Consider the following 25,160-nt stretch of genomic DNA (forward strand, 5'->3'; position numbering starts at 1 on the left):
GTTGAAGATGAGAAAGACAACCAAGAGCCCGGGCGAGAAGATCGTCAAAGACATCAAACGCGCCACGCGTAAACAGTATTCCTCCGAGGAGAAGATCAGGATCGTCTTGGACGGTCTGCGTGGCGAGGACAGCATTGCAGAGCTGTGCCGCCGTGAGGGGATTTCCCAAGGGGTTTACTACAAATGGTCTAAGGACTTCATGGAGGCAGGAAAGAAGCGGCTGGCGGGCGATACAGCGCGAGCAGCGACGAGTGACGAAGTCAAAGATCTGCGCCGTGAGGCCCGTGACCTGAAGGAGGTCGTGGCTGAGCAAACGCTGGAATTGCGCCTTCTCAAAAAAAGCATGACAGGCGATGGGGGCGACCACGAATGAGGTATCCCGCATCTGAGAAACTGGAGATCATCAGGCTGGTCGAAGAAAGCCACCTGTCAGCACGTCAGACACTGGCCAAGCTCGGCATTCCGCGCACAACGTTCTACCGCTGGTACGACCGATACCTGCAACGCGGCGAAGCCGGTCTTGCGGACCAATCTCCCAAGCCAAAGCATGTCTGGAACCGCATCCCGGACGAAGTGCGGCACAAGGTCGTCAAGCTGGCGCTGAAGGAAACAGAGCTCTCGCCGCGAGAGCTGGCGGTGACGTTCACGGATACAGAAAGCTACTTTGTATCAGAGGCTTCGGTTTATCGCGTACTGAAGGCGCATGATCTGATCACCAGCCCGGCCTTCATCGTGCTCAAGGCTACAAGCGAGTTCAAAGACAAAACCACCGCCATCAACCAACTTTGGCAGACGGACTTCACTTACCTGAAAGTTCTGGGCTGGGGCTGGTTCTATCTCAGCACGATCCTGGACGACTACAGCCGTTACATCATCTCGTGGAAGCTTTGCACCAATATGAGGACGGAAGATGTGACGGACACGCTGGACCTGGCGTTACAGGCTTCGGGTTGCGATCAGGTCCACGTCGTTCACAAGCCACGACTGCTGAGTGACAACGGCTCCAGCTACGTCTCTGGCGATTTGGCCGAATGGCTGCAGGACAAGGGAATGAAGCATTCTCGCGGTGCGCCGTATCACCCCCAAACCCAAGGCAAGATTGAGCGCTGGCATCAAACCCTGAAGAACCGCATCCTGCTGGAAAATTACTTCTTGCCCGGCGATCTCGAAACCCAGATCGGTGCCTTCGTCGATCACTACAACCATCAGCGCTACCATGAGAGCCTGAACAACGTCACGCCGTCCGACGTCTACTTCGGGCGCTCACAAGCCATTCTAAACCAAAGAGAAAGGATCAAACGAAACACGCTCGAAGCGCGACGCTTGCATCACAGAAAACACGCCGCATAATCAAACCAACCAGATGAGCCAAACTCTCACTCAGTTTAGGCCCGCTTTGGCTCCAAAAACCCTGACGACGTACACAACACCAACCATGCAGGGTTGGTGGTGTTCGATGAACCGGGGCAACAAGCTGCTGACCCGGTAAACCTTACAAGCTTGTTTCAAGAGTCTGCCAAGGTCAGACCGGATCGACATCAGATCTTGATCGCAACCTCGGAAAAGGAACACGCCATCAAAGCGGGACTTGGCGATCGTCCATACAATCTTATCTCGTTTAACGGCTACATTTTGAAACCGCTGAACTGATCAAGATTAGTCGAGCCGCTTTAGCTTCTGTTGTCGAGTCATTGGGACGCCAAGTGGCTCGTCAGCACCCAATCGGCACCCAAGCAAACATACCCCCCATAGCGCCCTGTGTTGATATCAGGAATTCGTATTTCTTTTCAGGTATTTAAATGGTGCCCGGGGGCGGAATCGAACCACCGACACGAGGATTTTCAATCCACTGCTCTACCCCTGAGCTACCCGGGCACGGGTGAACGGCTTGCGTTCGGGTGGAGGCGTTCTAGGCGGAAGCGGGTGGAGTGTCCAGAGGGATTTTCAAAAAATCTGTGAAAAATCACTGCGCTTGGACAAGGGCCATTCGGGGCGTCCTTTTGGGCCTGACAGAACGCTTATCCGCCTGCTAGCATCCCCTGTGGGAGAAGGAGGGAAGCAATGTCGCAAGTGCTTGATCGCAAAGCGGAGCTGCGCAAGGCGGCAATGGAGTTCCAGCTGGCCGCGCCGCCTGATGACTTCGTGGAATCTCCTTTTGAATACTACGACGCCTTACTGAAATACGCGCCGGTTCTGCCACAAGAAGATGGGTCAGTGCTGCTGTCGCGTCATGCGGATCTGGAGCGGATTTACAAGGATACGGCGCTGTATTCCTCGGACAAGAAGGCCAGTTTTGGGCCGAAATTCGGGGTGGGCTCGCCCTTGTTTGAACACCACACGACGTCGTTGGTGTTCAACGACCCGCCGCTGCACACGCGGGTACGGGGGATCATGACCTCGGCTTTGACGCCGCGGGCGATTGCGCGGATGGAGCCAGGGCTGCGTGCCACCGTGGATCATCTGTTGGAGCAGATGGGCGCGCGCGACCGGGTGGATCTGATCGAGGATTTCGCGTCTTCCATTCCAATCCAGATCATCGGCAACCTGCTGGACGTCCCGATGGAGGAACGCGCACCACTGCGCAGCTGGTCCCTGGCCATTCTGGGCGCGCTGGAGCCCTCACTGAGCGATGAACAACTGGCCACTGGACACGCCGCCGTCGAGGCGTTCAGCGTCTACCTGGCCGACCTGATTGCGCGGCGCAGGGCGGAACCGGGGGATCCGGAAACCGACGTGCTGACAAGGTTGATTGCGGGCGATGCGAACGGGGACAGGTTGACCGAGATCGAGTTGATCCAGAACTGCGTGTTCATTCTGAACGCGGGGCACGAAACCACGACCAACCTGATAGGCAACGGCCTGGCGCTGCTGCATGATCACCCCGACCAAAAGCAGCGACTGATGGACAATCCCGCGCTGATCAACTCGGCGATCGAGGAAATGCTGCGCGTCCGCTCGCCCAACCAGCTTGGCAATCGCGAGACGACGGCCCAGGTGGAAATCGGAGGGCTGACCATCCCCGAAGGCACCAATTTGCATTTGTGCATCGGGGCCGCGAACCGGGACCCGGAAGTATTCGAAAACCCGGAACATTTTGATATTGCCCGGAAACCCAACCGTCATTTGGCCTTTGCCGGAGGGCCGCATGTGTGTGTCGGGCTGACGCTGGCACGGCTGGAGGGGCGCATCGCGATCCAGGCTCTGCTGGACCGTTATCCCGATTATCGGATCACCGAGGGCCGGGTGAATGGCGGCCGCATGCGGTTCCGGGGCTATGCCGCCCTGCCCGCGCAGATGCGGCCCTAGTGCGGCTTGCGCAAGGCCTCTTCGGTGGCCTCGATGGCTTTTTCAATATCCTCGGGATCGCGGGACGGCACGGCATAGGCCCCGCCCAACCACTTGGCCAGATCCACATCTGCACAGCGTTTGGAGCAGAAGGGGCGGTACTTTTGGTCCGCTGCTTTCTGACAGATCGGACAGCTCATGCCAGAACCTCGGACAGAGGCAGCCGGTCGCGTTTGCGTTGCAGCTCGTAATGGCCCAGAGGGGTCCAGCCGGCCAGAACCGTATCAATTGAATCGGCGCGGAAGGCGGATTTCACGGCCAGTTCAAACGCGCGGCGATCCTTTTTCGGCATGGGCGCCACGTCCAGCGTGATCTGCCCGCCAAGGCCCCGCAGTCGCAACTGTCGCGGCAAATCCCGTGCGGCAGCGATATTGGCCTTCAGTGCAGCGGCAGGCGAGGTATCGCGGCCAGTGTTCACATCCACGGCCACCAGAGCGCGCGTGGGCTCGACATACATCGAGGCACCCCCGCCCAGCGTGGCCAATGGCGATTGCAGTGCGTCAATGCGCTCCAATACGCCGTGATCCTCGAACCCACCCGGTTCGGTGATGATGTCGGCAGGATCGGTCCATTCGCGCCAGGCCTGATCGTGCGGGCCGTCGCCTTCGGTCAGCTTTTCGATCTCGCCTTCGGTATCGGCCATCACGGCGGCGGCCAGATCGGCCATGGCGGCGACGTCCTCGGCAATCTCTTCGGGGTCGGCATCCACGCAGGACGAGCGCAGGATCAGCCCGGTTTCTTCACCTTCGAACACGGCGCGAGCGATGCCTGTCAGCTCATCCCGCAGGTCGTCATCCTTGATCTGACGGCTGATGTTCAGCCCCGGCGCGCCGGGGGTGATGATGGCAAACCGGCTTTTGAACAACACGCGGGTGGTGACCGGAATGGCCTTACCGGGTTCAGCATAGCCGGTGACCTGCACCAGCAACCGGTCGCCCGGCGCGATGCCCTTGACCTGCCGCAGGAACGCCTTGCCGTCGGGGGTGGACACGAACAGCCCCCCCTGCCCTTTCATCGGGCGTTCGGCCACCGCGCGATAGATGGCGCCGACGCGGGGCTGATCGCTGTCGATCAGCAGATCCTCCAGCCGCCCGTCAACCAGCAGAGCCGCGGCCTCGCGCCCCTGAATGTGGTCCAAAATGATCTGACGGCCCTTCATGACTGCCTCCATACCGGATAGCCAGCGGCCTGCAACAGCCCGGCGGTTTCTGCCAGGGGCAAGCCCACAACGGCGGTGAACGAGCCCTGAATCCACGGGATCAACGCCCCCGCCGGCCCCTGAATACCATAGCCGCCCGCCTTGCCCTGCCAATCATTGGTGGCCAGATAGGCGTTCAGCTCTTCATCGGACAGGCGCTTCATCTTGACGTCCGTCACAACGTCGCGTTCCCACAGCTGATCGCCCCGGCGCACGGCCACGGCGGTGATCACCCGGTGACGCCGCCCGGATATGGCTAGCAGAAACTCAGCCGCCTGCCCTGCGTTTTCGGGCTTGCCCATGATCCGGCGGCCCAGGGCCACGGTGGTATCGGCGCACAGCACCACATCATCCGCATCAGCGGCGACAGCCTGCACCTTTTCGCGGGCCATACGCGCGCAATAGGGGCGCGGCGGCTCATTTTTCAGAGGGGTTTCGTCGATATCGGGCGGGCGGATATCATCCGCCACAACCCCGATCTGCGCCAGCAATTCCTTGCGACGCGGGCTTCCTGACCCGAGGATCAGCCGCAACTTACTTGAAGCGATAGTTGATCCGACCCTTGGTCAGATCGTAGGGGGTCATTTCCACCTGAACCTTGTCGCCAGCCAGAACGCGGATGCGGTTTTTGCGCATCTTGCCTGCCGTGTGTGCGATAATGGTATGGCCGTTTTCCAGCTCGACCAGGAATGTCGCATTCGGCAGGAGTTCCTTCACGACACCGGGGAATTCGAGCAGTTCTTCCTTGGCCATGTTCTCTCCTGAGTTTGTTTTCCCGCCACATTTGCGGGACGGGCGTTAAATGGGCCTATTCGCGTGGATTTTCAAGGGGAATCTCTAGGTCAGGACAACCCGACGCGGCGATACCACCCTTGGGCCCTGTTCTTCCCAGTGGGTCATGTTCAAAACATGACCGTCGGCGCGAATGCGCTGCAATTTGGCCAGGTCGACATCGGCATAGGTCCAGCCGGGCTGATTCAGCGTGCCCTGAGCCAGAACGCCAGTTGGCGGAAACCCCATGTCCGGCGGGGTGAAAACTCCACCCATACCGGTATTTTCCTCGACGGCGTAAAGTTCGGGGCGTTTCCCGACAAGCGAGGCCATCACCGTGACGCACTGCCCTTCCAGTGCGCGGGCCATCGCGCCGATGCGGACCCGCCAATATCCCTCCAGTGCTTCGGTACACGAAGGGACAAGGATAATCTCGGCCCCGGCCTCGATCAGCGCGCGGGCCAGAAGGGGAAATTCACTGTCATAGCAAATAAGCACGCCAAGTTTGCCCAGCGCTGTATCGAACAGTTTCAGCGGTCCGCCACCTGCAATGCCCCACTCGTCCCGTTCGAACCGGGTCATGATTTGCTTGTCCTGATGGTCCAGCCCGCCATCGGGCCCAAAAAGAGGCGCGCGGTTGACCACCCTGTCACCGTCGCGCACGGGGGCCGAGCCCCCAAGGATGTGAACGCCGAACTCTTGCGCCAGGTCGGACAGAACGGCGTTGGACTGTTCTGCACGGTCCGAAACAGCCTCAATCGACCCCTGCAGGTCCGCCGCGGCATCCCCTGCCAGGGACGCCAGCTCCATCGCGCCATATTCGGGAAAGACCAGCAGATCGGCCCCTGCACCGGCGGCCGTCGCCACCCAGCGGCGCTGCTTGGCCATATAGGCGTTCCAGTCATCGAACAGGTCCAGCGGGTATGCGGCCGTGGCAATCTTCATGGCTTAATCCAGACGCCTGATCCAGAATTGCAGGGGCTTGAGCGTCTCGTCACTGTTGCCGGTGTCCTTCCACGCGAACCGCGCGATAACGCCAGCCAGCGGGTGATATCCGCGCCGCCGCCAGAACCCGTCCAAGGGCAGATAATCGGTGGGCCGGTCGGGGTGATCCTCGGGGCGCAAGACGCTGCAAAAAGCCGATTTCAAATGACCAGTGTCGCGGGCATGTGCCTCGCGCAGATCAAAGAACCGGTGGCCGATCCCCTGCCCCCTGTATTCTGGTAAAAGCACTGATTCCGCGCAGTAGAAAATCCGCGTCAGATCTTCGCCGCTGTCCTCGAAGGCGCCGACGAAATCCTCGGCATGGTCCAGAAGAGGCGCCCCGGTGGCGGCCCCGACCAAACGATCGCCATCAAAGGCGCCCACCACCACCGCATCCGCGCTGTCGCGATAGCGCTGCAGGTACGCGCGTTCATAGCCCCTGTCGCCATCATAAAGGTATGGCCAGGCGCGGAACACGTCCAGACGCAGCTGGGCGACATCATCCAGAACCGCGTCCAGGGCTGCTCCGGTAAGTACGTCCACATGCATCCGATTTTTCCTTGTCTGCGAAGCCTAGCTTTCCTGAGCGGGGCCCCAGCGTTCCGTCAATCGCGCGATGATTTCGTCTCGGGCGGCGCGGTAAGCCTCGAGCCGTGCCTCACGACCGCCGCCTTCGATCGAAGGGTCGTAGATCGGCCAGTATTCCACATCCAGATGGAACACGCGGGTCAGCTGACAGGCGGTTTCACGACTGGTCGGCGTCAGCGCGATGATCAGATCGAACGAGGACAGAGCATCACCCCATTCCTCAAGCTCTTCAAACCCGCGCGAGCGGTGACGCGACAGTTCGACCCCGATCTCCTGACAGACCGCGATGGCGAAACCGTCAATCTCCAGATCGCCTTTTACCCCAACCGACTGCACGTAAGTTCCTGTGCCATAGAACTTTTTCATGATCCCTTCGGCCATGGGGGACCGAACGGAATTGTGGTCGCAGCAGAACAGAACGGACTGGGGCAGCGCTTCAACCACGACACTAGCCCCCAAAGTGCAGCACGCAGATCAGGGTGAACAAGCGGCGGGCGGTGTCGTTATCGATTTCAGCCTTGCCCTCCAGACGCTCGGCCAGAATGCGGGCCCCTTCGTTGTGAATGCCCCGACGCGCCATGTCGATGGTCTCGATCTGGCTGGGGGGAAGATTCTTTACCGCGTCAAAATAGCTTTCACAGATCGACCAGTAATCTTTGACCACTTGCCGGAACGGCGAAAGGCTCAGATGGAACTCAGCGGCCTTTTCTTCCTTTTCGGTCTGGATGTCGAAAACCAGGCGGCGTTCGCGGATCGACAGGCCCAGACGATAGGGGCCTTCGGGAACTTCACGCTCGTCGCGTTTGGGCAGCTGGAACGAGTTCTCTTCAAGCAGATCGAACATCGCGACCTTGCGCTCCTGCTCGATCTCGGGGGTCGGCGGGGGCAGGTTGCTGTCATCAAGTTCGATATGACTGATAGAAGACATATTCGGTCCTTACTCGTTCAAATGGTTCAGGCGGGCGCGGACGGACAGGCCGTGCGCCTCCAGGCTTTCAGAGATTGCCAGCGTTTCCGCCGACGGTCCAATTGCGCGCAGCGCCGCAGGGGTCATTTTGGCCAGGGTTGTGCGCTTGACGAAGTCCATGACGCTGAGACCTGATGAAAAACGCGCCGATCGCGCCGTTGGCAGCACGTGGTTCGGCCCACCGACATAGTCTCCGATCGCCTCGGGCGTCCAATGACCCAGGAAAATCGCGCCCGCATGGGTGATCTTTTCCGACAGCGCGTCGGGATCGGCCACGCACAGTTCCAGATGTTCAGGGGCCACGCGGTTGGACAGGGCAACGGCCTGGTCCAAATCCTCGACCAGGATCACAGCGCCATAATCGCGCCAGCTGGCCCCGGCGATCGCGCGGCGTTCAAGCGTCAGAAGATGACGTTCAATGGCCACCTCAACCGCCTTGGCCATAGCGGGGCTGTCGGTGATCAGAATAGCCTGCGCGCTTTCGTCGTGTTCCGCCTGGCTAAGCATATCCAGCGCGATCCAGTCCGGATCATTGTCCCCATCGGCGATCACCAGAATTTCCGAGGGCCCGGCGATCATGTCGATCCCGACCTTGCCGAACACCCGGCGCTTGGCTGCGGCCACAAAAGCGTTGCCCGGCCCGGTAATCTTGTCCACCGGCGCGATGGTATCGGTGCCATAGGCCAGAGCCGCCACGGCCTGGGCGCCGCCGATCCGGTACACCTCATCCACGCCAGCCAGACGGGCAGCCAACAGCACCAGCGGGTTCGCCACGCCATCAGGTGTGGGAACCACGACGGCCAGACGCTCGACCCCTGCCACCTTGGCCGGGATCGCGTTCATCAGCACGGACGACGGGTAAGACGCCAGCCCGCCGGGCACATACAGGCCTGCCGCGGATACGGGAGTCCAGCGCCAGCCCAACTCGGCACCACTTTCGTCGGTCCAATAGGCATCTTTGGGAATCTGGCGTTCGTGATAGGCGCGGATGCGCGCTGCGGCCAATTCCAGCGCCTCTCGCTCATGCGCGGGCACCTCTGCAATCATTGCATCAACTTCGGCCTCGGAAAACCGCATGCTCTCCGATGTCAGCTCCAACCGATCGAACTTGGCCGTCAGTTCCAACACCGCCGCATCACCGCGCGCGCGCACATCCGCGATAATCTCGGCCACAACACCGTCCACATCGGGGCTGTCCTCGCGCTTGGCCCCCAACAGGGCCGTAAATGATGTCTCGAAGTCGGCGTCAGCGGCGTTCAGAAATACGGGCATGGTCTCTCCGGGCAGTTCAACCCGACATATCCGCCAACGCCCCCATCCTCAAGCCCGCTTCTTTGCTCTACAAATACTCTGGGGAGTGAAAACCACACTCGAGCAGAGTGTGGTTGAGAGGGGCAACGCCCCTCTGCCTCAACAAATCCAGCGCGGGCGCAGCCCGCCCCGCCGGATCACTCCTCGGTCTTATGTCCGGGAACCGTGCCCGAAGGCGCGCGATAGGGGCGGGTCACGTCCTTCAGCACGACCTCCAGCGCCTCCAGCTCCAACCGGATCGCGCCGTCCCCGGCCAGCGTCAGCTCCAGCGTACCCGAGGGCGCCTGCCCTTCGGTCCAGTTCAGCGACAGGATCGACAGGATCGTATCCGCATCCCCGCGCGGCACCCCTTGCGAGGCGATTTTCAGCACATTGTCAAAGGCCAGAACCGCCTGCACCCGCTCGGCGCCATGACGGTCGCGGCCCTTGTCTTCCCACCGGAACCGGTTCAACAGCAGGACGAATCGCCGTTCCTTGGCCAGCCACCGCATTTCCGAGGCCGGAAAGACGGCATCCTGCACCAGCGCCGAGATCACCTTCAGGTCATCGCCGTCCAGCGCGCCAAGGTTCAGCGGGGCCTCGCGGCCGTCTTCGAAACGTGCGTCTTCGGTCATTGGCCTTTTACCCGTTCAATTTTGGCGCCCACGTTGCCCAGCTTTTCCTCGACCCGCTCATAACCTCGGTCCAGATGGTAGACGCGGTTTACAATGGTCTCGCCCTCGGCTGCCAGCCCGGCCAGGATCAGTGACACGCTGGCCCGCAGGTCTGTTGCCATCACCGGCGCGCCCTTCAGACGCTCAACGCCTGTTACCGTGGCCGTACCGCCATGCACCTCGATCTGGGCACCCATCCGGGTCAGTTCGGGCGCGTGCATAAAGCGATTTTCGAAGATCTTCTCTTCCAATACCGAAGTCCCGTCGGCAGTGCACAGCAGCGCCATCATCTGCGCCTGCAAATCGGTGGGAAAGCCGGGGAAGGGTTCGGTCGTCACGTCCACGGCCTTCACCCGGTCGCCTCGGTTCTTGACCACCAGACCTTGGGGCGTTTCGGTCACCCCTATACCCGCCGCATCCAGTTTTTCCACGAACGAGCGCACCAGATCCAGACGCCCCCCCTCCAGCAGCACCTCACCGCCGCAGATCGCCGGGGCCAGCATATAGGTGCCCAGCTCGATCCGGTCGGTGACTACGGGATGCGTAGCGCCGCCCAGACGGTCAACGCCCTGAATGGTAATGGTGCTGGTGCCGTCGCCCTCGATCTGGGCGCCCATACCGCGCAGGCAATCGGCCAGATCGACGATCTCGGGCTCGCGTGCGGCGTTCTTGATCACCGTGGTGCCCTTGGCCAGCGTAGAGGCCATCAGGATATTTTCCGTCGCCCCGACCGAGGCAAAGGCCAGCTCGATCACCGCACCTTTCAGGCCCTTCGGCGCTTTGGCGTGCAGGTACCCCTCGCGCAGTTCGATTTCAGCGCCCAGTTTTTCCAGACCAAAGATATGCAGGTCCATGGGCCGAGCGCCAATGGCGCAACCGCCGGGCAAGGAGACCTCGGCGTGGCCGGTGCGCGCCAGAAGCGGACCCAGTACTAGGTTCGAGGCGCGCATCTTGCGCACGATCTCGTAATCCGCGTGGCTGGAGGTAAGGTTATGGCTGGACAGGGCCAGCACCTTGCCCGCTTGCAGGCTGGTCACTTCGGCGCCCAGCGACTGCAGCAACAAGCTCATGGTCTTGATATCGCTAAGCCGCGGTGCGTTGGTCAGGGTCAGCGGCTCGTCGCTAAGCAGCGTGGCTGGCATCAGGGTCAAACAGGCGTTTTTGGCGCCGGCAATCGGGATGCTCCCGTTCAGCGGACCATTGCCCGTCACAATAATTGAATCCATCAGTCCTGCCCTTCGTTTTTCTGATCAGCCGCACTGCGCGCGCGCGCTTGCGCCTTGCGTCGGCCCATATTGGCCTTTAGCGCTGCCTTCAACCGATCCTCGCGCGAGGTCGGTTTTTTCGGTTGTTTCTTGCCGGTAGATTTCTGCTCCATGCGGTTGTTCTACATGAGGTGAAAAAAAGCGTCCAGATGGGCTTGCGTACCGATTCATTTAGGGCTAATCAGCGCTCCACGGTCGGACGGGCAACACCGGACGACACCGAACCGGCGCTGCTGTAGCTCAGAGGTAGAGCACTCCCTTGGTAAGGGAGAGGTCGAGAGTTCAATTCTCTCCAGCAGCACCATCTCGCTTTTCAAGCCCGAAAATTCCCATAAAAATATCAACTGACGCCAGCCCCATTGGGACTTTTGAGCTCGGTCATATAAAACAGTGTCGCTGACTTCGGATATCCTGCGGCGGTTTTCCTGTGAACTAGGCACCCTGGTTTCGGGGCCTTTCGCTTGACCCTCTCTTTGCTTCAGAATGACCCGTCCATGTCCACTCAACAGACACCTGCGGGCGGTGGGGATGGCAGGGAAATCGCGGCAGGCCCAGACCCAAGACCGTCAGGTGTTCTGAAACGCAAAAGGGCGGGGAAATCCCCGCCCTTTGTGATTTTCACCCGAATCGGGATTAGCTCATCGATTTCTCGATGGCATCCAAAGTTTCCATTGCCTGGATAACGTCGGTCACGCAGCCGTTGGGCTTGCGGCCTTCCATCACGGCCGCGGCGAACTCGCGGTCGATCAGCTCGATGCCGTTGTTGGATACAGCGACGTCGCTCAGGTCGATCTTGTTTTCGTTGCCGTCATACAGATCGTCGTAACGGGCGATATAGGTGCCGTTGTCACAGATGTAGCGGAAGTAGGTGCCCAGAGGACCATCATTGTTGAACGACAGCGACAGGGTACAGATGGCGCCGTTTTCAGCTTTCATGCCGATCGACATGTCCATGGCAATACCCAGATCGGGGTGCGCGGGGCCTTGCAGACCGAATGCCTGAACCGCTTTGCCACCGGTCTGATACTGGAACAGGTCAACCGTGTGACAGGCGTGGTGCCACAGCAGGTGATCCGTCCATGTCCGGGGCTCGCCCTTGGCGTTGGTGTTGGTGCGACGGAAGAAATAGGTCTGCACGTCCATCTGCTGAATGGTCAGCTCGCCCGCGACAACCTTGTTGTGGATCCACTGGTGCGAGGGGTTGAAGCGGCGCACCTGGCCGGCCATGCAGGTCAGGCCGGTTTCTTTTTGCTTGGCGACAACGGCCTGGCTGTCGGCCAGGCTGTCGGCCATCGGAATCTCGATCAGAACGTGCTTGCCGGCGTCCATGCAGGCGATCGCCTGGTCGGCGTGCATCTGGGTGGGGGTCGACAGGATCACCGCATCGACGTCATCACGAGCGATACATTCTTCCAGGGTGGTGCCCGCGTGGCCGATGCCGCGCTCGGCGGCCAGAGCTTCGATTTTGGCTTTGGTCGGCCCCATGACCGAGGTCACTTCGACCCCGTCAATGTTCGCCAATGCGTCCAGGTGTTTCAGACCAAACGCGCCATAGGCGCCAGCAACGCAAATTCTCATGCTAATGTCCCTTCAACTTGGTTCCGGATCCGCCATAGCGCCAGAGCCGATAGATATTCCCCGACGCTCTTATCATCTTGGGCCAGTGACGGGGAATTCGAATGCCCGCGAAATCTATTTGTTTTTGTTATAGACCCGGGAAAACTGCTCAGTTGGCGCGGGCTTTTTCGCGGATGATATCCAGAAACCTGCTTTGCAGGGGGGTCGGGCTCCAGCCGCTGCGATAGGTCAGGCCGATGGGGCGCTCGGATTCAGGAAGCTCAATAGGTAGCGGGACCAGTGTGCCCATCTGTTCTTCGACCTCGATCTGGCGCAGGGATGCGATCGAGATATAGTTGCCCCGCGCCGCCAAGCCCCGCAACAGGATCATCGAGTTCGACACCAGCCGCACCGGCGTGTTCGGCATGTCCTGAATGCGCAGGGTTTCGAACAGATACGCGCCCGAGGGGGCCTCGCGCGGGGGGGCGACCCACGGGTATTCCAGCGTGTCCCAGATCGTCGCGCTTTTGCGCTTGGCCAGCGGATGATCACGCCCGGCCACGGCGACCAGACGGTCCATAAACAGCTCTTCCTGTTCCACATCCGCCGCCGGTTTTGGAAACCGCAGCGCGCCGATCAGGAAATCCAGCTCGCCAAATCGCAGGTCCTTCAGCAGCGCCGGATAGCGCGCATCCACGCAGTTCACCTGCACGCCAGCCCCGACTTCGGACACCAGCTGATCTATCGCGGCGGGCAGGATCGAGGTGCGCGACAGGGGCAGCGACCCAAGGCTGATCCGGGTCACGTCGCGGCCCAGAAATTCGTTGATCTCGAACACCGCTTGCTGAAATTCGCTAACGGCCAAGCGCACATGGTGGGTAAACACATCGGCCGCAGCCGTCAGGATCACGCCGCGCCGCGTCTGGTCAAACAGGGTAAGGCCGGACAGGGACCCAAGTTCGCGCAGCGCCCGATGAACGCCCGGCTGGCTGACCCCCAATTCCAGTGCGGCCTGGTTGAAACTGCCCGTCTTGGCCACAGCCAAAAGCGCCCGCAACTGCACAGGCGAGCAGAATTTGTGAAACGCCCCGCGCGTGGTGCCAGCCTCGTCGCCGCTTGTGGCTTTTTTCCGGGCCAGGCTGTCACCGCGCCGAAGATACTCCAGAACCCGCAGTAATCGTTTTTCAAACAGGCGCCCGGCCTCGGTGGGGAACATTCCCTTGGGGCGGCGCTCGAACAGCTTGACGCGCAACATCTCTTCTACCCGTGCAAGGGATTGCGTGGCTGCGGGCTGAGACACGTGCACCACCTCGGCGGCCGCACTGATCCGCCCGTGCCGATAGACCTCGTGCACGACATAAAGATAGCGGATATGCGGGAAGTCGATGACCATGCGAACGCTCCTGATTTTTCCAGACTATAACAAAATCAAATTCTGTTTGTCAGGATTCAAAATGGTCATTTCAGTCACCAGAACGTTAGGGTTGCCGCAATCTGCAGACTAAATTTGAAAGGCGCGACTATGGCTGACAATAAGACCGCTCTGGTGATCTCTGCTCATGCAGCTGATTTCGTTTGGCGGTGCGGGGGGGCAATCGCCCTGCATCAGGAACTGGGTTACAACGTGACGGTGGCTTGCCTGTCCTTTGGCGAACGCGGTGAAAGCGCCCGCCTGTGGAAAGAAGGCAAATCGCTGGAAGAGGTGAAAGCCAACCGTCGCGGCGAAGCTGAAAACGCCGCCGAAGCTCTGGGTGTCCACGACATCAAATTCCTGGACATGGGCGACTATCCGCTGCGCTTTACCGAGGAATACGAAAACCAGGTGGTCGACATCATCCGCGATGTGCAGCCCAAGTTCATGTTCTCGCACTCGAAATGGGACCCCTACAACACCGACCACATGAAAACGACCGAGTTCGCGCTGACCTGCCGCATGATCGCGCAGGCATGGGGCCACAACCCCGGTCAGAAAGTGCTGGGCGCGCCGCAGATGTATCTGTTTGAACCCCACCAGACCGAGCAGATGCACTGGAAGCCGAATGTCTTCCTGGACATCACCCCCGTTTGGGAAAAGAAGCGCAAAGCGATGGAATGCAACCAGGGTCAAATCCACCTGTGGGACTTCTATACCCGCGTCGCCCAACAGCGCGCCAACCACTTCAAACGCAACTCGGGCGGAATGGCCGGTGGCCGTGACTGTAAATACGCGGAAGGCTTCGAAAGCATCTTCCCGTTCTGCGTGGATGAACTGGTATGAGCTATCCCGTAGGCACCCAGGGCGTTGTCGTCCAGAACATCGAGCGCGCAGATCAGGCCATCATTGATGGCCTGGCGGAATGCGGCGTCGCAACCGTGCACGAAGCCCAGGGCCGCAAGGGTCTGCTGGCCGACTACATGCGCCCGATCTTTCCCGGTGCGCGTCTGGCCGCCAGCGCGGTGACCATCTCGGCGCCGCCCTGCGATAACTGGATGATCCACGTCGCGATCGAGCAGTTGCAAGCCGGGGACATCCTGGTTTTGGCTCCGACCTCGCCCAGCAATGCGGGTTATTTCGGTGACCTGCTGGCCACCTCGGCCAAGCATCGCGGCTGTAAGGGTCTGATCATCGACGCCGGTGTGCGCGATGTGCGCGACCTGACCGAGATGGACTTCCCCGTCTGGTCCAAGGCCGTGTTCGCCCAAGGCACCATTAAAGAGACGCTGGGCTCGGTCAATGTGCCGGTTGTCTGCGCCGACGAGTTGGTGAACCCCGGTGATATCATCGTTGCCGATGACGACGGTGTGTGCGTCGTGCGCCGCGAAGAAGCCGCCGAAGTGCTGGAGAAATCCCGCGCCCGCGAAGCCAACGAAGCCGAGAAACGCGCCCGTTTCGAAGCAGGCGAGCTGGGCCTGGACATCTACAACATGCGCGGCCGGCTGGCCGAAAAGGGCCTGAAGTATGTCTAAGGCCGTCCGGACAATGTGGATGCGTGGCGGGACGTCGAAAGGCGGGTACTTCCTGCGCGACGACCTGCCCGCCGACACGGCGGACCGCGATGCCCTGTTGCTGGGCATCATGGGGTCGCCCGATATCCGTCAGATCGACGGAATGGGCGGCGCCGACCCTCTGACCTCGAAGGTTGCAGTGGTCAGCAAGTCCGAACGTCCCGGCGTGGATGTGGACTATCTGTTCCTGCAAGTTTTCGTGGATCAGCCGATCGTCACCGACGCCCAAAACTGTGGAAACATCTTGGCTGGCGTTGCTCCCTTCGCAATTGAACGCGGGCTGGTTGAAGCCGCGGACGGGGAAACGTCGGTGACGATCTACATGGAAAACACCGGACAGGTGGCCGTGGCGCGGGTGAAAACCCCGGGCGGCAAGGTGGATTACACCGGGGATGCGCGCATTGACGGCGTGCCCGGCACCTCGGCACCTGTTCCGATCGCCTTTCAGGACACGGCGGGATCCAGCTGTGGTGCTTTGCTGCCCACTGGCAACGTCATGGACGTGATCGAAGGGATCGAGCTGACCATGATCGACAACGGCATGCCCTGTGTGGTCATGCGGGCGGGCGACATGGGCATCACCGGCGAAGAGACCCCCGAGGATCTGGAAGCCAACAAAGACCTGCGCGCCAAGTTGGAGGCGATCCGCCTGCAATGCGGCCCGCTGATGAACCTGGGCGATGTGACCGAAAAATCGGTGCCCAAGATGACCATGGTGTCAGCGCCCCGCGATGGCGGTGTAATCTCGACCCGGACGTTCATCCCGCATCGCTGCCACAAAACGATCGGCGTGTTGGGCGCCGTGTCCGTGGCCACGGCCTGCCTGCTGGAGGGTGCCCCCGCCCATGAATTGGCGGCTAAGGGCGACGGCCAGGAACGCACAATGCCCATCGAACACCCGACCGGTGAAATGACCGTCGTCGCCACGCTGAATGATGCGGGCGACGTGACCTCTGCCGCGATCCTACGGACTGCGCGCAAACTTATGGACGGAGAAGCTTACGCATGACCGAAGTACAAGTAATGGACGCCGATTGGCTGGAATTCCACCCAAGCCCCAAGAAGCCCGACTTCAAGCTGCCCGAGGGCGCCGTGGACGCACATTGTCACGTCTTTGGCCCCTACCCCGAGTTTCCCTTTGCGCCCGAACGCAAATACACCCCCTGCAACGCGGGCAAGGACAAGCTGTTCGCCTTGCGCGACTACCTGGGCTTCTCGCGCAATGTGATCGTGCAGGCCACCTGCCACGGCAAGGACAACCGCGCCATGGTCGATGCCTGCCGCGCCGCCGGTGATCTGGCCCGTGGGATTGCCAGCGTTGGCCCCGACATCACCGAGGCCGAAATCCAAGACATGCATGACGCCGGTGTCCGGGGCGTGCGCTTTAACTTTGTCAAACGCCTGGTCGATGCCACCCCGCAAGAGGTGTTTTTCTCGATCGCTGAAAAGATCAAACCCTTCGGCTGGCACATTGTCGTCTATTTCGAAGCGCAGGATCTGGAAGAACTTGTTCCCTTCTTGGAGAAACTGCCAACCATTCTGGTTGTCGACCACATGGGCCGCCCTGACGTGTCCAAAGGCATCGACCACCCCGATTTCCAACGCTTTATCAAGCTGATGGAAGATAACGAAAACATCTGGTCCAAAGTCACCTGCCCCGAGCGTCTGTCGCTGCAGGGACCGCCCTATGACGACGTGGTGCCCTTCTGCGCTGAAATCGTCGACCGGTTCCCTGACCGCGTGTTGTGGGGCACGGACTGGCCGCACCCAAACATGAAGTCGCACATGCCCGATGACGGCGCTCTGGTCGACTACATTCCCCGAATCGCGCGAACCCCCGAACAGCAGCAGAAGCTGTTGGTAGACAACCCTATGCGTCTGTACTGGGCGTAACTGCCGCCGCGCCCCGGCATCGTCCGGGGCCCGACCGCACCAAATGAAGGAGGAGTCCCCATGCACGACATGCCGGGCCACGATTACCATATCGACATTCCTGGAACGACCATCTTTGACGGCAAGCAAGCCATGAAGGGCTATGACCTGAACAAGATGTGCTATTCGTTCAACAAGGCTGAAAACCGCGAGGCGTTCAAGGACGACCCCGAAGCTTACATGACCAAATACAAGCTGACCGAGGCGCAAAAAGACGCCATCCGGTCCAGCAACATCCTGGCCATGATCGCCGAAGGCGGCAACATCTACTACCTGGCCAAACTGGCGGGCATCTTCAAACTTTCGGTTCAGGATGTTGGCGGTCTGCAGACCGGCCGCACCACCGAAGAGTTCAAAGAATTCCTGCTGAGCCAGGCATAAGGAGATACGACAATGGCAAAAATTCTTGGCGGTATCACCACCTCGCACATCCCCGCTGTTGGCAACGCCATTCAGCAAGAGCTGTATGACGATCCCTATTGGAAACCGTTCTTTGACGGCTATCCCAAGGTTCACCAGTGGATCAAGGACAACAAACCCGACGTCGTCGTGAACATCTATAACGACCACGGCCTGGGCTTTTTCCTGGACCAGATGCCGACCTTTGCGATCGGCGCGGCCCATGAATACAAGAACGAAGACGAAGGTTGGGGTCTGCCCGAGCTGGACCCCTTCCCCGGTCACCCCGAGCTGAGCTGGCACATCATCGAATCGATGGTGTCGGACGAGTTTGACATCACCTCGTGTCAGGAATTGCCCGTCGACCACGGTTTCGTGGTTCCGATGCAGCTGTTCTGGCCCGGCGCGCCTCATAACGAGGACATGCCCAAGGCGATCCCGATCTCGGCCAACACGGTGCAGCACCCGATCCCGACGCTGAAACGCGCGCTGGATTTCGGCAAGGCCCTGCGCAGAGGCATCGAAAGCTTCCCCGAGGACCTGAAAGTGGTTGTTCTGGGCACCGGCGGTCTGAGCCACCAGCTGGACGGTGAACGTGCTGGCTTTATCAACAAAGAGTTCGACCAGTACTGCCTGAACAACATCGCCCATAACCCCGAAGAGCTGACCAAGATCACTCGGATGGAACTGGTCGAAAAAGCGGGCGCTCAGGGCACCGAATTCCTGATGTGGATGATGATGCGCGGCGCGCTGGGTGACAACGTCACCGAGGTGACCCGCAACTATCACATCCCGATCTCGAACACCGGCGCGGGCACGCTGCTGCTGGAATGTGCCTAAGCACCTGAGATCAGCAATAAGAAAGGGCGCTCTGGTTGGAGCGCCCTTTTTCTTTGTAAGTACCGAAGCCTAGCCCGGCGTGCGCATCCGGTCCATCAGGTTGGTTTTCAGAACGAACTGATGATACAGCGCACCGGCAACATGCAGCAGGAACAGCGCCATCAGAACGGGCGCAAAGGTGCCGTGCATTTCAGCGGCGAATTCAAGGCCGCCAAACCAAGCCATCCCGCCCCCGATCGGCAAAAGGATCATCAGCGCATACAGCGCCCAATGGGTCACATGCGCGGCCATCTGCATCATCGGCGGCTCTTCTTTGGGCAGGGGCGGCACTCCGCGGGTCAGGCGCAACGCCAAGCGCCAGACAGCGAAAGCCAAAACCAGCATCCCAGCGCCAACATGCGCCCAAGCCATGGTCGAGGGCGCAGCTGTGCCCCCCTTTTCAATAACTTCCCAGGCTTCCTCCATCGCGTCATGCGCGACGAACTGGAATGCGATAAGCAGGAAAACCGCCCAGTGCAGGGCAATCTGAATTCGTGAGTAATGTGTGGGCATATCGGCCTCCGATCAATGTCACTGGCTGTATGCTAGGCCTTTGCGACACGAATGTGAAGGTATTTTACATTATTATCTTAAGATGTGAAAAAGCCGCCCAACGATAGGGCGGCTTTAGATCAATCGTCCATTTTCAGGGCCGAGATAAAGGCCTCTTGTGGGATGTCCACGCGGCCGAACTGACGCATTTTCTTCTTACCGGCCTTCTGCTTTTCCAGCAGTTTCTTTTTCCGGGTCGCATCACCGCCGTAACATTTCGCGGTCACGTCCTTGCGCAGCGCCGCCAGCGTTTCGCGGGCGATCACCTTACCGCCAATCGCGGCCTGGATTGGGATCTTGAACATGTGACGCGGGATCAGATCCTTGAGCTTTTCGCACATCGCCCGGCCTCGCATTTCGGCGCGGTCGCGGTGCACCATGACCGACAGAGCGTCCACGGGTTCGTCATTCACCAGGATCGACATTTTCACCAGGTTGTCCTGACGATAGCCGGTCATCTGGTAGTCAAACGAGGCATAGCCCTTGCTCACCGATTTCAGACGGTCGTAGAAATCGAACACCACCTCGTTCAGCGGCAGGTCATAGACGACCATCGCGCGGGTGCCGGCATAGGTCAGGTCCTCTTGGATACCGCGGCGGTCCTGGCACAGTTTCAGCACGTCGCCCAGGTATTCGTCGGGCACCATGATGGTGGCCTTGATGCGTGGCTCTTCCAAGTGGTCGACCTTGGACAGATCGGGCATGTCTGCGGGGTTATGCAGCTCGATCATCTCTCCGTCTTTCATGAAGACGTGGTAGATCACCGATGGCGCGGTGGTAATCAGCTCGATGTTGTATTCGCGTTCGATCCGGTCGCGGATCACCTCGAGGTGCAACAGCCCCAGGAAGCCACAGCGGAAGCCAAAGCCCAGCGCAGCCGAGGTTTCCATCTCATAGCTGAAAGAGGCATCGTTCAACGCCAGTTTTTCAATCGCGTCGCGCAGGTCTTCAAATTCCGCCGAATCCACGGGGAAGAGACCACAGAACACCACCGGCACCGAGGGGCTGAAACCAGGAAGCGGCTCGGCGGTCGGGCGTTTATCATGGGTGATCGTGTCGCCGACGCGCGTATCGCGGACCTGTTTGATCGAAGCGGTGATGAAGCCAATTTCGCCCGGGCCCAGCACGTCCACGTTTTCCATCTGCGGACGGAAGACGCCGACACGATCAACGCCGTATTTGGCACCAGTTTGCATCATGCGGATCTGGTCGCCCTTTTTCAGCTTACCGTCCATGATCCGCACCAGAACGACCACGCCCAGATAGGGGTCGTACCAGCTGTCCACCAGCATTGCCTTCAGCGGGGCATCCGGGTCGCCCTCATGCGGCGCGGGCAGACGGGTCACGATCGCCTCCAGCACGTCGGGGATACCGATGCCGGTCTTGGCCGAGATCAGGCAGGCGTCCGAGGCATCAATGCCGATCACATCCTCGATCTGTTCGGCCACACGCTCGGGCTCGGCTGCGGGCAGATCCACCTTGTTCAGCACCGGCACGATCTCATGATCGGCCTCGATGGCGGTATAGACGTTCGCCAAGGTCTGCGCTTCGACGCCCTGAGACGCGTCCACAACCAGCAACGAACCTTCGACAGCGCGCATCGAGCGGCTGACCTCATAGGCAAAGTCAACGTGGCCGGGGGTGTCGATCAGGTTCAGCACATAGGTTTCACCGTCCTGCGCCGTGTAATCGATGCGCACGGTGTTGGCCTTGATGGTGATACCGCGCTCGCGCTCGATATCCATGCTGTCCAGCAGCTGTTCCTTCATGTCCCGATCCGCCACGGTGTTGGTGGATTGGATCAGGCGGTCGGCCAGGGTGGATTTCCCGTGGTCGATATGGGCAACAATCGAGAAATTGCGGATGTGCTTAAGGTCGGTCATGGATCAGCGATATGATGCGGAATCGCGCGGCGGTCAATGGGCTTGAATGCGCGAAAGCCCCCGCAGAGGGGGCGTTCAGGGTGTTTTTCACAATCAAAGGGCAAACAGCCGTGATCAATCGAAATCGAAAATCTCGCTGAGGATGCTTTTGCGCTTTTTATACTTGGGTTTGTAGTAGCCGCTGGAATAGCCCCGATCATCGTAGTCCCGGCTTTTCGGGCGCTGTGGCTGGGGCGCGGTTTGGGTCGCGCTACGGTCAATGATCTTGTCCAACTCGCCGCGGTCCAGCCAGACTCCCCGACATTGCGGGCAATAGTCGATCTCGACCCCCGCGCGTTCGGTCATGACCAGTTGGGCTCCATCGACGGGACATTGCATTGCGGCTTACCTCCTTGGGAATATGTTCCCAACAGATGTAGGAAGCCAACGCGTCCTCTCAAGAGGCGTAATGCGGGCTGGCAGGGATTTGCCAGCCCCACCCATTCAGCGCAGCACGTGCACCGCACATTTGGCGTGACGCACCACGCTGGCGGCGGTCGAACCCAGCAGAAGATCCTGCATCCCGGGCCTGTGCGAGGCGATGACAATACAATCAGACCCGTTTTCCTCGGCCCAATCCACGATCGTGCGCCCCGAATGCCCTTCGATCACGACGGCCTTTGCGTTGGGCAGGTTAGCGCCCATATCGGCCAGCTCTTTCTCGATGGCGATGCGCGATTCCGAGACATACTCGGTCGGCATGTAAGAGATCGCGTAGCCCGGAATGCTTTCCATAACGTGGATCAGCGTGATCGTCGCGCCCTCGGCACTTAGCGCCTGAGCGATCTCCAAAGCGCCTTTCGAATCGCGCTCGGTATCAAAAGACACGGGGACAAGAATGTTGCTGTACATGGGAATCCTCCTGTTCACATGGCTGTATCTTGCCTTCGATTTTCCAGGGCCGCTTTGACACAGGTCAGGTGGATTTTCTATTTGCATTCCGTTTTTAGAATGTATAGATTGCTTGGCAACTCAATCAGTGCTGGCAGTTGCTGGCCCCGAAAACACAAAGGATTTCAACATGTCCATAGACCGCGCCATGTTCCGTTTCGCAGGCATCATGGTTCTGCTGAGCGTTGTACTGACCGTTTACGTCTCGCCTCACTTCGTGTGGTTCACCGTCTTCGTCGGTGCCAACCTGCTGCAGTCGTCCTTTACCGGTTTCTGCCCCGCAGCCATGGTTTTCAAGAAAATGGGCTGCAAATCTGGAAGCGCTTTTCAGTAACGTCTGTTTCGACTTCCTCCGAAATGGACAAGGCCGCGCAAATCGCGCGGCCTTTTTAGTTCCAGAGAAGGAAATGTCAGGCCGAAGCCGCAGGCGAACCCTTCTGCCCCAGGATCGCGGAAAGAGCATGCGCAACGGGCACCACGAACAGAGGCCCCATGATCGACAGGCCAAGATATACGGTGACTGCGGCGCCGAAGGTCAGGCCAAGCCCAAAGAAGCCGACAAGCGCCGAGCCAAAACCGATCGTACTGAAAACAAGCAGGGCAACCACGGCCATGTTGTGCCTCCTTCTGAGCCTATCCGACAGCGAAAACCTTAAACTTAGGTAAACGCGGGAATGCGGCGAGAGTAAGGCACCGTGCCCAATTCCGCTGACCCTGCCTTAGGTGCAGACGTAATCCACACGCTGATTGTCTTCGGTCACCATGATTACGCCGCCTTCGACAAGATAGAAATTGGCGTAGGTGGCCCGGTGATTGGCCCCGTTGATCCAGACCGCCCCGGCACCTTGATTGCCGCCCATGGTGGCCTCGAAATCGGCAAAGGACGTGGCGCTGCGGAAATGGCCGTTCATCATCAGGGTCCCGGGGATTTCATTGGCGCGGCCCATGCGCACCAGCATCAGGATTTGATGCCGCGCTCCGGCATTGCCCACGCCGACCTCTCCGGCCAGTTGCATGATTTGGAACTCTATAACGCCATTGAAAGCCTGCCCGGCATAGGTGGACTGGCATTGTAGCTGCCCCACGGGGATACCCTGAGCGTGTATCGGCGCGGCCAGAAGGGCGAAGAGGAGCGAGAGACGTCGAAGCATAACGTACTATAGCACGTTTCGCCCGTTTTTTGGAGAACCGCGCCCGGCCGCAAAAATGGGAAGGGCGGTCCGAAGACCGCCCCTAGTAAGAATTCAACTCGCCTAGCGGGTGAATTTCTTGTGTTTGATCCGCTTCGGTTCCAGCGCGTCGGCGCCCAGGCGGCGTTTCTTGTCTTCTTCATAGTCTTCGAAGTTGCCCTCGAACCATTCCACATGCGCGTCGCCTTCGAAGGCCAGGATGTGGGTACAAATCCGGTCAAGGAAGAAGCGATCGTGCGAGATGACCACGGCGCAACCAGCGAAATCGACCAGCGCGTCTTCCAATGCACGCAGGGTGTCTACGTCCAGATCGTTGGTCGGTTCATCGAGCAGCAGCACATTCCCGCCCGAACGCAGCAGGCGCGCCATGTGGACACGGTTACGCTCACCACCGGACAGCAGCGAGACCTTTTTCTGTTGCGCCCCACCTTTGAAATTGAAGGCCGAGCAATAGGCCCGCGCGTTCACTTCGGCGTCGCCCAGTTTGATAATGTCCTGACCGTCGGCGATTGCCTCCCAGACGTTTTCATTGGGGTCCAGGTCGTCGCGGTTCTGATCAACATAGGACAGCTTGACGGTATCGCCGTATTCGACGGTGCCCTCGTCAGGCTGTTCCTGACCGGTCAGCATGCGGAAAAGTGTGGTTTTACCCGCGCCGTTGGGGCCGATCACACCGACGATGCCACCGGGCGGCAGGCTGAAGTCCAGACCCTCGATCAGCTGCTTGTCACCCATGTGCTTGGACAGGCCGTTGACCTCGATCACCTTCTGGCCCAGACGCGGGCCGTTGGGGATGATGATCTGAGCGCGCGACAGCTTCTCGCGCTCGGACATGTTGGCCATTTCGTTATAGGCGTTGATACGAGCCTTGGATTTGGCCTGACGCGCCTTGGGCGAGGCACGCATCCATTCCAGTTCGCGTTCCAGCGTCTTTTGCTTGGCCTTGTCTTCCTTGGCCTCTTGCTCCAGCCGCTTGGCTTTCTGTTCCAGCCAGGCCGAGTAGTTGCCTTCGTAGGGGATGCCGCGGCCGCGATCCAGCTCCAGAATCCAGCCGGTGATGTCATCCAGGAAATAACGATCGTGGGTGACGCACAGGATGGTGCCCTTGTAGTCGATCAGGTGCTGTTGCAGCCAGGCGATGGTTTCAGCGTCCAGGTGGTTGGTTGGTTCATCGAGCAACAGCATGTCGGGCGCTTCCAGCAGCAGCTTGCACAAGGCAACACGGCGTTTCTCACCGCCCGACAGGGTTGTCACATCCGCATCATCGGGCGGGCAGCGCAGGGCCTCCATCGCGACGTCGATCTGGCTGTCCAGATCCCACAGGTTCTGGCTGTCAATCTCGTCTTGCAGGGTCGCCATTTCCTCGGCGGTTTCGTCCGAGTAATTCATTGCCAGTTCGTTATAGCGGTCCAGGACGGCCTTTTTTTCAGCCACGCCCAGCATCACGTTGCCGCGCACGTCCAGGCTGGTGTCCAGCTCGGGCTCCTGCGGCAGATAGCCAACCTTGGCGCCCTCGGCTGCCCAGGCCTCGCCGGTAAAGTCCTTGTCCAGACCGGCCATGATTTTCATCAGGGTCGATTTACCGGCGCCGTTGGCACCGACCACACCGATTTTCACACCGGGAAGAAAGGACAGGTGGATATTCTCGAAACATTTCTTGCCGCCAGGATAGGTCTTCGAGACCCCCTGCATATGATAGACGTACTGGTAGGATGCCATCTGTTGTCGCTCCGGGTGGGTGATACATGTGTTGGCGGGTGTGATACCCGAG

30 protein-coding genes and 2 tRNA genes are annotated in these 25,160 nt (G+C 59.8%); 10 read left to right on the forward strand and 22 right to left on the reverse strand.

Annotated features, from left to right (window positions below; genetic code table 11):
* Positions 1-7: 7 nt before the first annotated feature.
* Positions 8-1,350, forward strand: a protein-coding gene (locus ACOQOQ_RS00875; protein WP_420566748.1) for an IS3 family transposase whose coding sequence is annotated in 2 segments (ribosomal slippage) — positions 8-335 and positions 335-1,350 — 1,344 coding nt in all. Because the reading frame shifts where the segments join, the coding sequence is not laid out codon by codon here.
* 450 nt (positions 1,351-1,800) lie between these two features.
* Here the strand turns inward: ACOQOQ_RS00875 and ACOQOQ_RS00880 are convergent.
* A tRNA-Phe gene (locus ACOQOQ_RS00880) sits at positions 1,801-1,875 on the reverse strand.
* Between the two features lie 186 nt (positions 1,876-2,061).
* Here ACOQOQ_RS00880 and ACOQOQ_RS00885 point away from each other — a divergent pair.
* Complete coding sequence (locus tag ACOQOQ_RS00885; protein WP_420568279.1) at positions 2,062-3,306, forward strand: cytochrome P450; 1,245 nt, start codon at positions 2,062-2,064, stop codon at positions 3,304-3,306.
* Here ACOQOQ_RS00885 and ACOQOQ_RS00890 read toward each other — a convergent pair.
* From ACOQOQ_RS00890 to ACOQOQ_RS00945, 12 genes are all read right to left on the reverse strand, one after another.
* On the reverse strand, positions 3,303-3,485 hold the full coding sequence (locus ACOQOQ_RS00890) for a DNA gyrase inhibitor YacG (protein WP_420568280.1): 183 nt from the start codon (positions 3,483-3,485) through the stop codon (positions 3,303-3,305). The two genes, ACOQOQ_RS00885 and ACOQOQ_RS00890, sit on opposite strands and share 4 nt — an antisense overlap.
* Entirely contained in the window at positions 3,482-4,504 is a 1,023-nt protein-coding gene (locus tag ACOQOQ_RS00895) for a ribonuclease E/G (protein WP_420568281.1), read from the reverse strand. Before ACOQOQ_RS00895 ends, ACOQOQ_RS00890 begins: the two co-directional genes overlap by 4 nt.
* On the reverse strand, positions 4,501-5,076 hold the full coding sequence (locus tag ACOQOQ_RS00900; RefSeq protein ID WP_420568282.1) for a Maf family protein: 576 nt from the start codon (positions 5,074-5,076) through the stop codon (positions 4,501-4,503). Before ACOQOQ_RS00900 ends, ACOQOQ_RS00895 begins: the two co-directional genes overlap by 4 nt.
* A gap of 1 nt (position 5,077) precedes the next feature.
* Positions 5,078-5,296, reverse strand: a complete 219-nt coding sequence (gene infA, locus ACOQOQ_RS00905) for a translation initiation factor IF-1 (protein WP_008186030.1) — start codon at positions 5,294-5,296, stop codon at positions 5,078-5,080.
* An 84-nt stretch (positions 5,297-5,380) separates the two neighbouring features.
* Positions 5,381-6,259 (reverse strand): carbon-nitrogen hydrolase family protein, encoded by an 879-nt coding sequence (locus tag ACOQOQ_RS00910; RefSeq protein WP_420568283.1) that lies wholly within the window; start codon positions 6,257-6,259, stop codon positions 5,381-5,383.
* Between the two features lie 3 nt (positions 6,260-6,262).
* Entirely contained in the window at positions 6,263-6,847 is a 585-nt protein-coding gene (locus ACOQOQ_RS00915) for a GNAT family N-acetyltransferase (protein WP_420568284.1), read from the reverse strand.
* A 24-nt stretch (positions 6,848-6,871) separates the two neighbouring features.
* Complete coding sequence (locus tag ACOQOQ_RS00920; protein ID WP_420568285.1) at positions 6,872-7,330, reverse strand: low molecular weight phosphatase family protein; 459 nt, start codon at positions 7,328-7,330, stop codon at positions 6,872-6,874.
* A gap of 4 nt (positions 7,331-7,334) precedes the next feature.
* On the reverse strand, positions 7,335-7,814 hold the full coding sequence (locus ACOQOQ_RS00925; protein ID WP_420568286.1) for a UPF0262 family protein: 480 nt from the start codon (positions 7,812-7,814) through the stop codon (positions 7,335-7,337).
* A 9-nt stretch (positions 7,815-7,823) separates the two neighbouring features.
* Complete coding sequence (gene hisD / locus ACOQOQ_RS00930) at positions 7,824-9,125, reverse strand: histidinol dehydrogenase (protein WP_420568287.1); 1,302 nt, start codon at positions 9,123-9,125, stop codon at positions 7,824-7,826.
* A 176-nt stretch (positions 9,126-9,301) separates the two neighbouring features.
* Positions 9,302-9,778 (reverse strand): DUF2948 family protein, encoded by a 477-nt coding sequence (locus ACOQOQ_RS00935; RefSeq protein WP_420568288.1) that lies wholly within the window; start codon positions 9,776-9,778, stop codon positions 9,302-9,304.
* Entirely contained in the window at positions 9,775-11,043 is a 1,269-nt protein-coding gene (gene murA, locus ACOQOQ_RS00940; protein WP_420568289.1) for a UDP-N-acetylglucosamine 1-carboxyvinyltransferase, read from the reverse strand. Before murA ends, ACOQOQ_RS00935 begins: the two co-directional genes overlap by 4 nt.
* Positions 11,043-11,195 carry a hypothetical protein gene (locus ACOQOQ_RS00945; RefSeq protein WP_420568290.1) on the reverse strand — a complete coding sequence of 51 codons (153 nt, stop codon included), beginning with the start codon at positions 11,193-11,195 and terminating at the stop codon, positions 11,043-11,045. The genes murA and ACOQOQ_RS00945 overlap by 1 nt, the downstream gene beginning before the upstream one ends.
* A 116-nt stretch (positions 11,196-11,311) precedes the next feature.
* Between ACOQOQ_RS00945 and ACOQOQ_RS00950 the strand changes: the two genes are divergently transcribed.
* A tRNA-Thr gene (locus ACOQOQ_RS00950) sits at positions 11,312-11,386 on the forward strand.
* Between the two features lie 329 nt (positions 11,387-11,715).
* Here the strand turns inward: ACOQOQ_RS00950 and ACOQOQ_RS00955 are convergent.
* Entirely contained in the window at positions 11,716-12,660 is a 945-nt protein-coding gene (locus ACOQOQ_RS00955) for a Gfo/Idh/MocA family oxidoreductase (protein WP_420568291.1), read from the reverse strand.
* A gap of 148 nt (positions 12,661-12,808) precedes the next feature.
* Positions 12,809-14,032, reverse strand: a complete 1,224-nt coding sequence (locus ACOQOQ_RS00960) for a LysR family transcriptional regulator (protein WP_420568292.1) — start codon at positions 14,030-14,032, stop codon at positions 12,809-12,811.
* A gap of 129 nt (positions 14,033-14,161) precedes the next feature.
* On the opposite strand from ACOQOQ_RS00960, the gene ACOQOQ_RS00965 reads away from it, so the two are divergent.
* The 6 genes from ACOQOQ_RS00965 to ACOQOQ_RS00990 are packed head-to-tail and all read left to right on the forward strand — an operon-like array spanning position 14,162 to position 18,795.
* A complete protein-coding gene (locus tag ACOQOQ_RS00965; protein ID WP_420568293.1) occupies positions 14,162-14,896 on the forward strand; it encodes a PIG-L deacetylase family protein in 735 nt (244 codons plus the stop codon).
* A complete protein-coding gene (gene ligK / locus ACOQOQ_RS00970; protein ID WP_420568294.1) occupies positions 14,893-15,585 on the forward strand; it encodes a 4-carboxy-4-hydroxy-2-oxoadipate aldolase/oxaloacetate decarboxylase in 693 nt (230 codons plus the stop codon). The genes ACOQOQ_RS00965 and ligK overlap by 4 nt, the downstream gene beginning before the upstream one ends.
* A complete protein-coding gene (locus ACOQOQ_RS00975) occupies positions 15,578-16,633 on the forward strand; it encodes a 4-oxalomesaconate tautomerase (protein ID WP_420568295.1) in 1,056 nt (351 codons plus the stop codon). Before ligK ends, ACOQOQ_RS00975 begins: the two co-directional genes overlap by 8 nt.
* Positions 16,630-17,517: an amidohydrolase family protein gene (locus tag ACOQOQ_RS00980; protein WP_420568296.1), complete on the forward strand. Its 888-nt coding sequence runs from the start codon at positions 16,630-16,632 to the stop codon at positions 17,515-17,517. Before ACOQOQ_RS00975 ends, ACOQOQ_RS00980 begins: the two co-directional genes overlap by 4 nt.
* A gap of 60 nt (positions 17,518-17,577) precedes the next feature.
* Entirely contained in the window at positions 17,578-17,937 is a 360-nt protein-coding gene (locus ACOQOQ_RS00985; protein ID WP_420568297.1) for a protocatechuate 4,5-dioxygenase subunit alpha, read from the forward strand.
* A gap of 12 nt (positions 17,938-17,949) precedes the next feature.
* Positions 17,950-18,795, forward strand: coding sequence for a class III extradiol dioxygenase family protein (locus ACOQOQ_RS00990; RefSeq protein ID WP_420568298.1), 846 nt, complete (start codon positions 17,950-17,952; stop codon positions 18,793-18,795).
* Between the two features lie 69 nt (positions 18,796-18,864).
* Here ACOQOQ_RS00990 and ACOQOQ_RS00995 read toward each other — a convergent pair whose 3' ends face one another.
* The 4 genes from ACOQOQ_RS00995 to ACOQOQ_RS01010 all read right to left on the reverse strand — a co-directional run bounded on the left by ACOQOQ_RS00995 (position 18,865) and on the right by ACOQOQ_RS01010 (position 22,160).
* On the reverse strand, positions 18,865-19,347 hold the full coding sequence (locus tag ACOQOQ_RS00995; protein WP_420568299.1) for a cytochrome b: 483 nt from the start codon (positions 19,345-19,347) through the stop codon (positions 18,865-18,867).
* Between the two features lie 119 nt (positions 19,348-19,466).
* Positions 19,467-21,269 (reverse strand): translation elongation factor 4, encoded by a 1,803-nt coding sequence (lepA, locus tag ACOQOQ_RS01000; protein ID WP_420568300.1) that lies wholly within the window; start codon positions 21,267-21,269, stop codon positions 19,467-19,469.
* A 114-nt stretch (positions 21,270-21,383) separates the two neighbouring features.
* Positions 21,384-21,647, reverse strand: a complete 264-nt coding sequence (locus ACOQOQ_RS01005) for a zf-TFIIB domain-containing protein (protein ID WP_420568301.1) — start codon at positions 21,645-21,647, stop codon at positions 21,384-21,386.
* Positions 21,648-21,752: 105 nt separating this feature from the next.
* Positions 21,753-22,160 carry a universal stress protein gene (locus ACOQOQ_RS01010; protein WP_420568302.1) on the reverse strand — a complete coding sequence of 136 codons (408 nt, stop codon included), beginning with the start codon at positions 22,158-22,160 and terminating at the stop codon, positions 21,753-21,755.
* Between the two features lie 169 nt (positions 22,161-22,329).
* Between ACOQOQ_RS01010 and ACOQOQ_RS01015 the strand changes: the two genes are divergently transcribed.
* Positions 22,330-22,533 (forward strand): YgaP family membrane protein, encoded by a 204-nt coding sequence (locus ACOQOQ_RS01015; protein ID WP_420568303.1) that lies wholly within the window; start codon positions 22,330-22,332, stop codon positions 22,531-22,533.
* A 76-nt stretch (positions 22,534-22,609) separates the two neighbouring features.
* Here the strand turns inward: ACOQOQ_RS01015 and ACOQOQ_RS01020 are convergent, their stop codons facing one another.
* The 3 genes from ACOQOQ_RS01020 to ettA form a co-directional block, all read right to left on the reverse strand.
* Positions 22,610-22,813, reverse strand: a complete 204-nt coding sequence (locus tag ACOQOQ_RS01020) for a hypothetical protein (protein ID WP_420568304.1) — start codon at positions 22,811-22,813, stop codon at positions 22,610-22,612.
* Between the two features lie 105 nt (positions 22,814-22,918).
* Entirely contained in the window at positions 22,919-23,284 is a 366-nt protein-coding gene (locus ACOQOQ_RS01025) for a hypothetical protein (RefSeq protein WP_420568305.1), read from the reverse strand.
* 168 nt (positions 23,285-23,452) lie between these two features.
* On the reverse strand, positions 23,453-25,108 hold the full coding sequence (ettA, locus tag ACOQOQ_RS01030) for an energy-dependent translational throttle protein EttA (RefSeq protein ID WP_420568306.1): 1,656 nt from the start codon (positions 25,106-25,108) through the stop codon (positions 23,453-23,455).
* Positions 25,109-25,160 lie beyond the last annotated feature (52 nt).

Origin of the sequence: Thalassovita sp., assembly GCF_965218685.1 — a bacterium.
GTDB lineage: Bacteria > Pseudomonadota > Alphaproteobacteria > Rhodobacterales > Rhodobacteraceae > Thalassobius.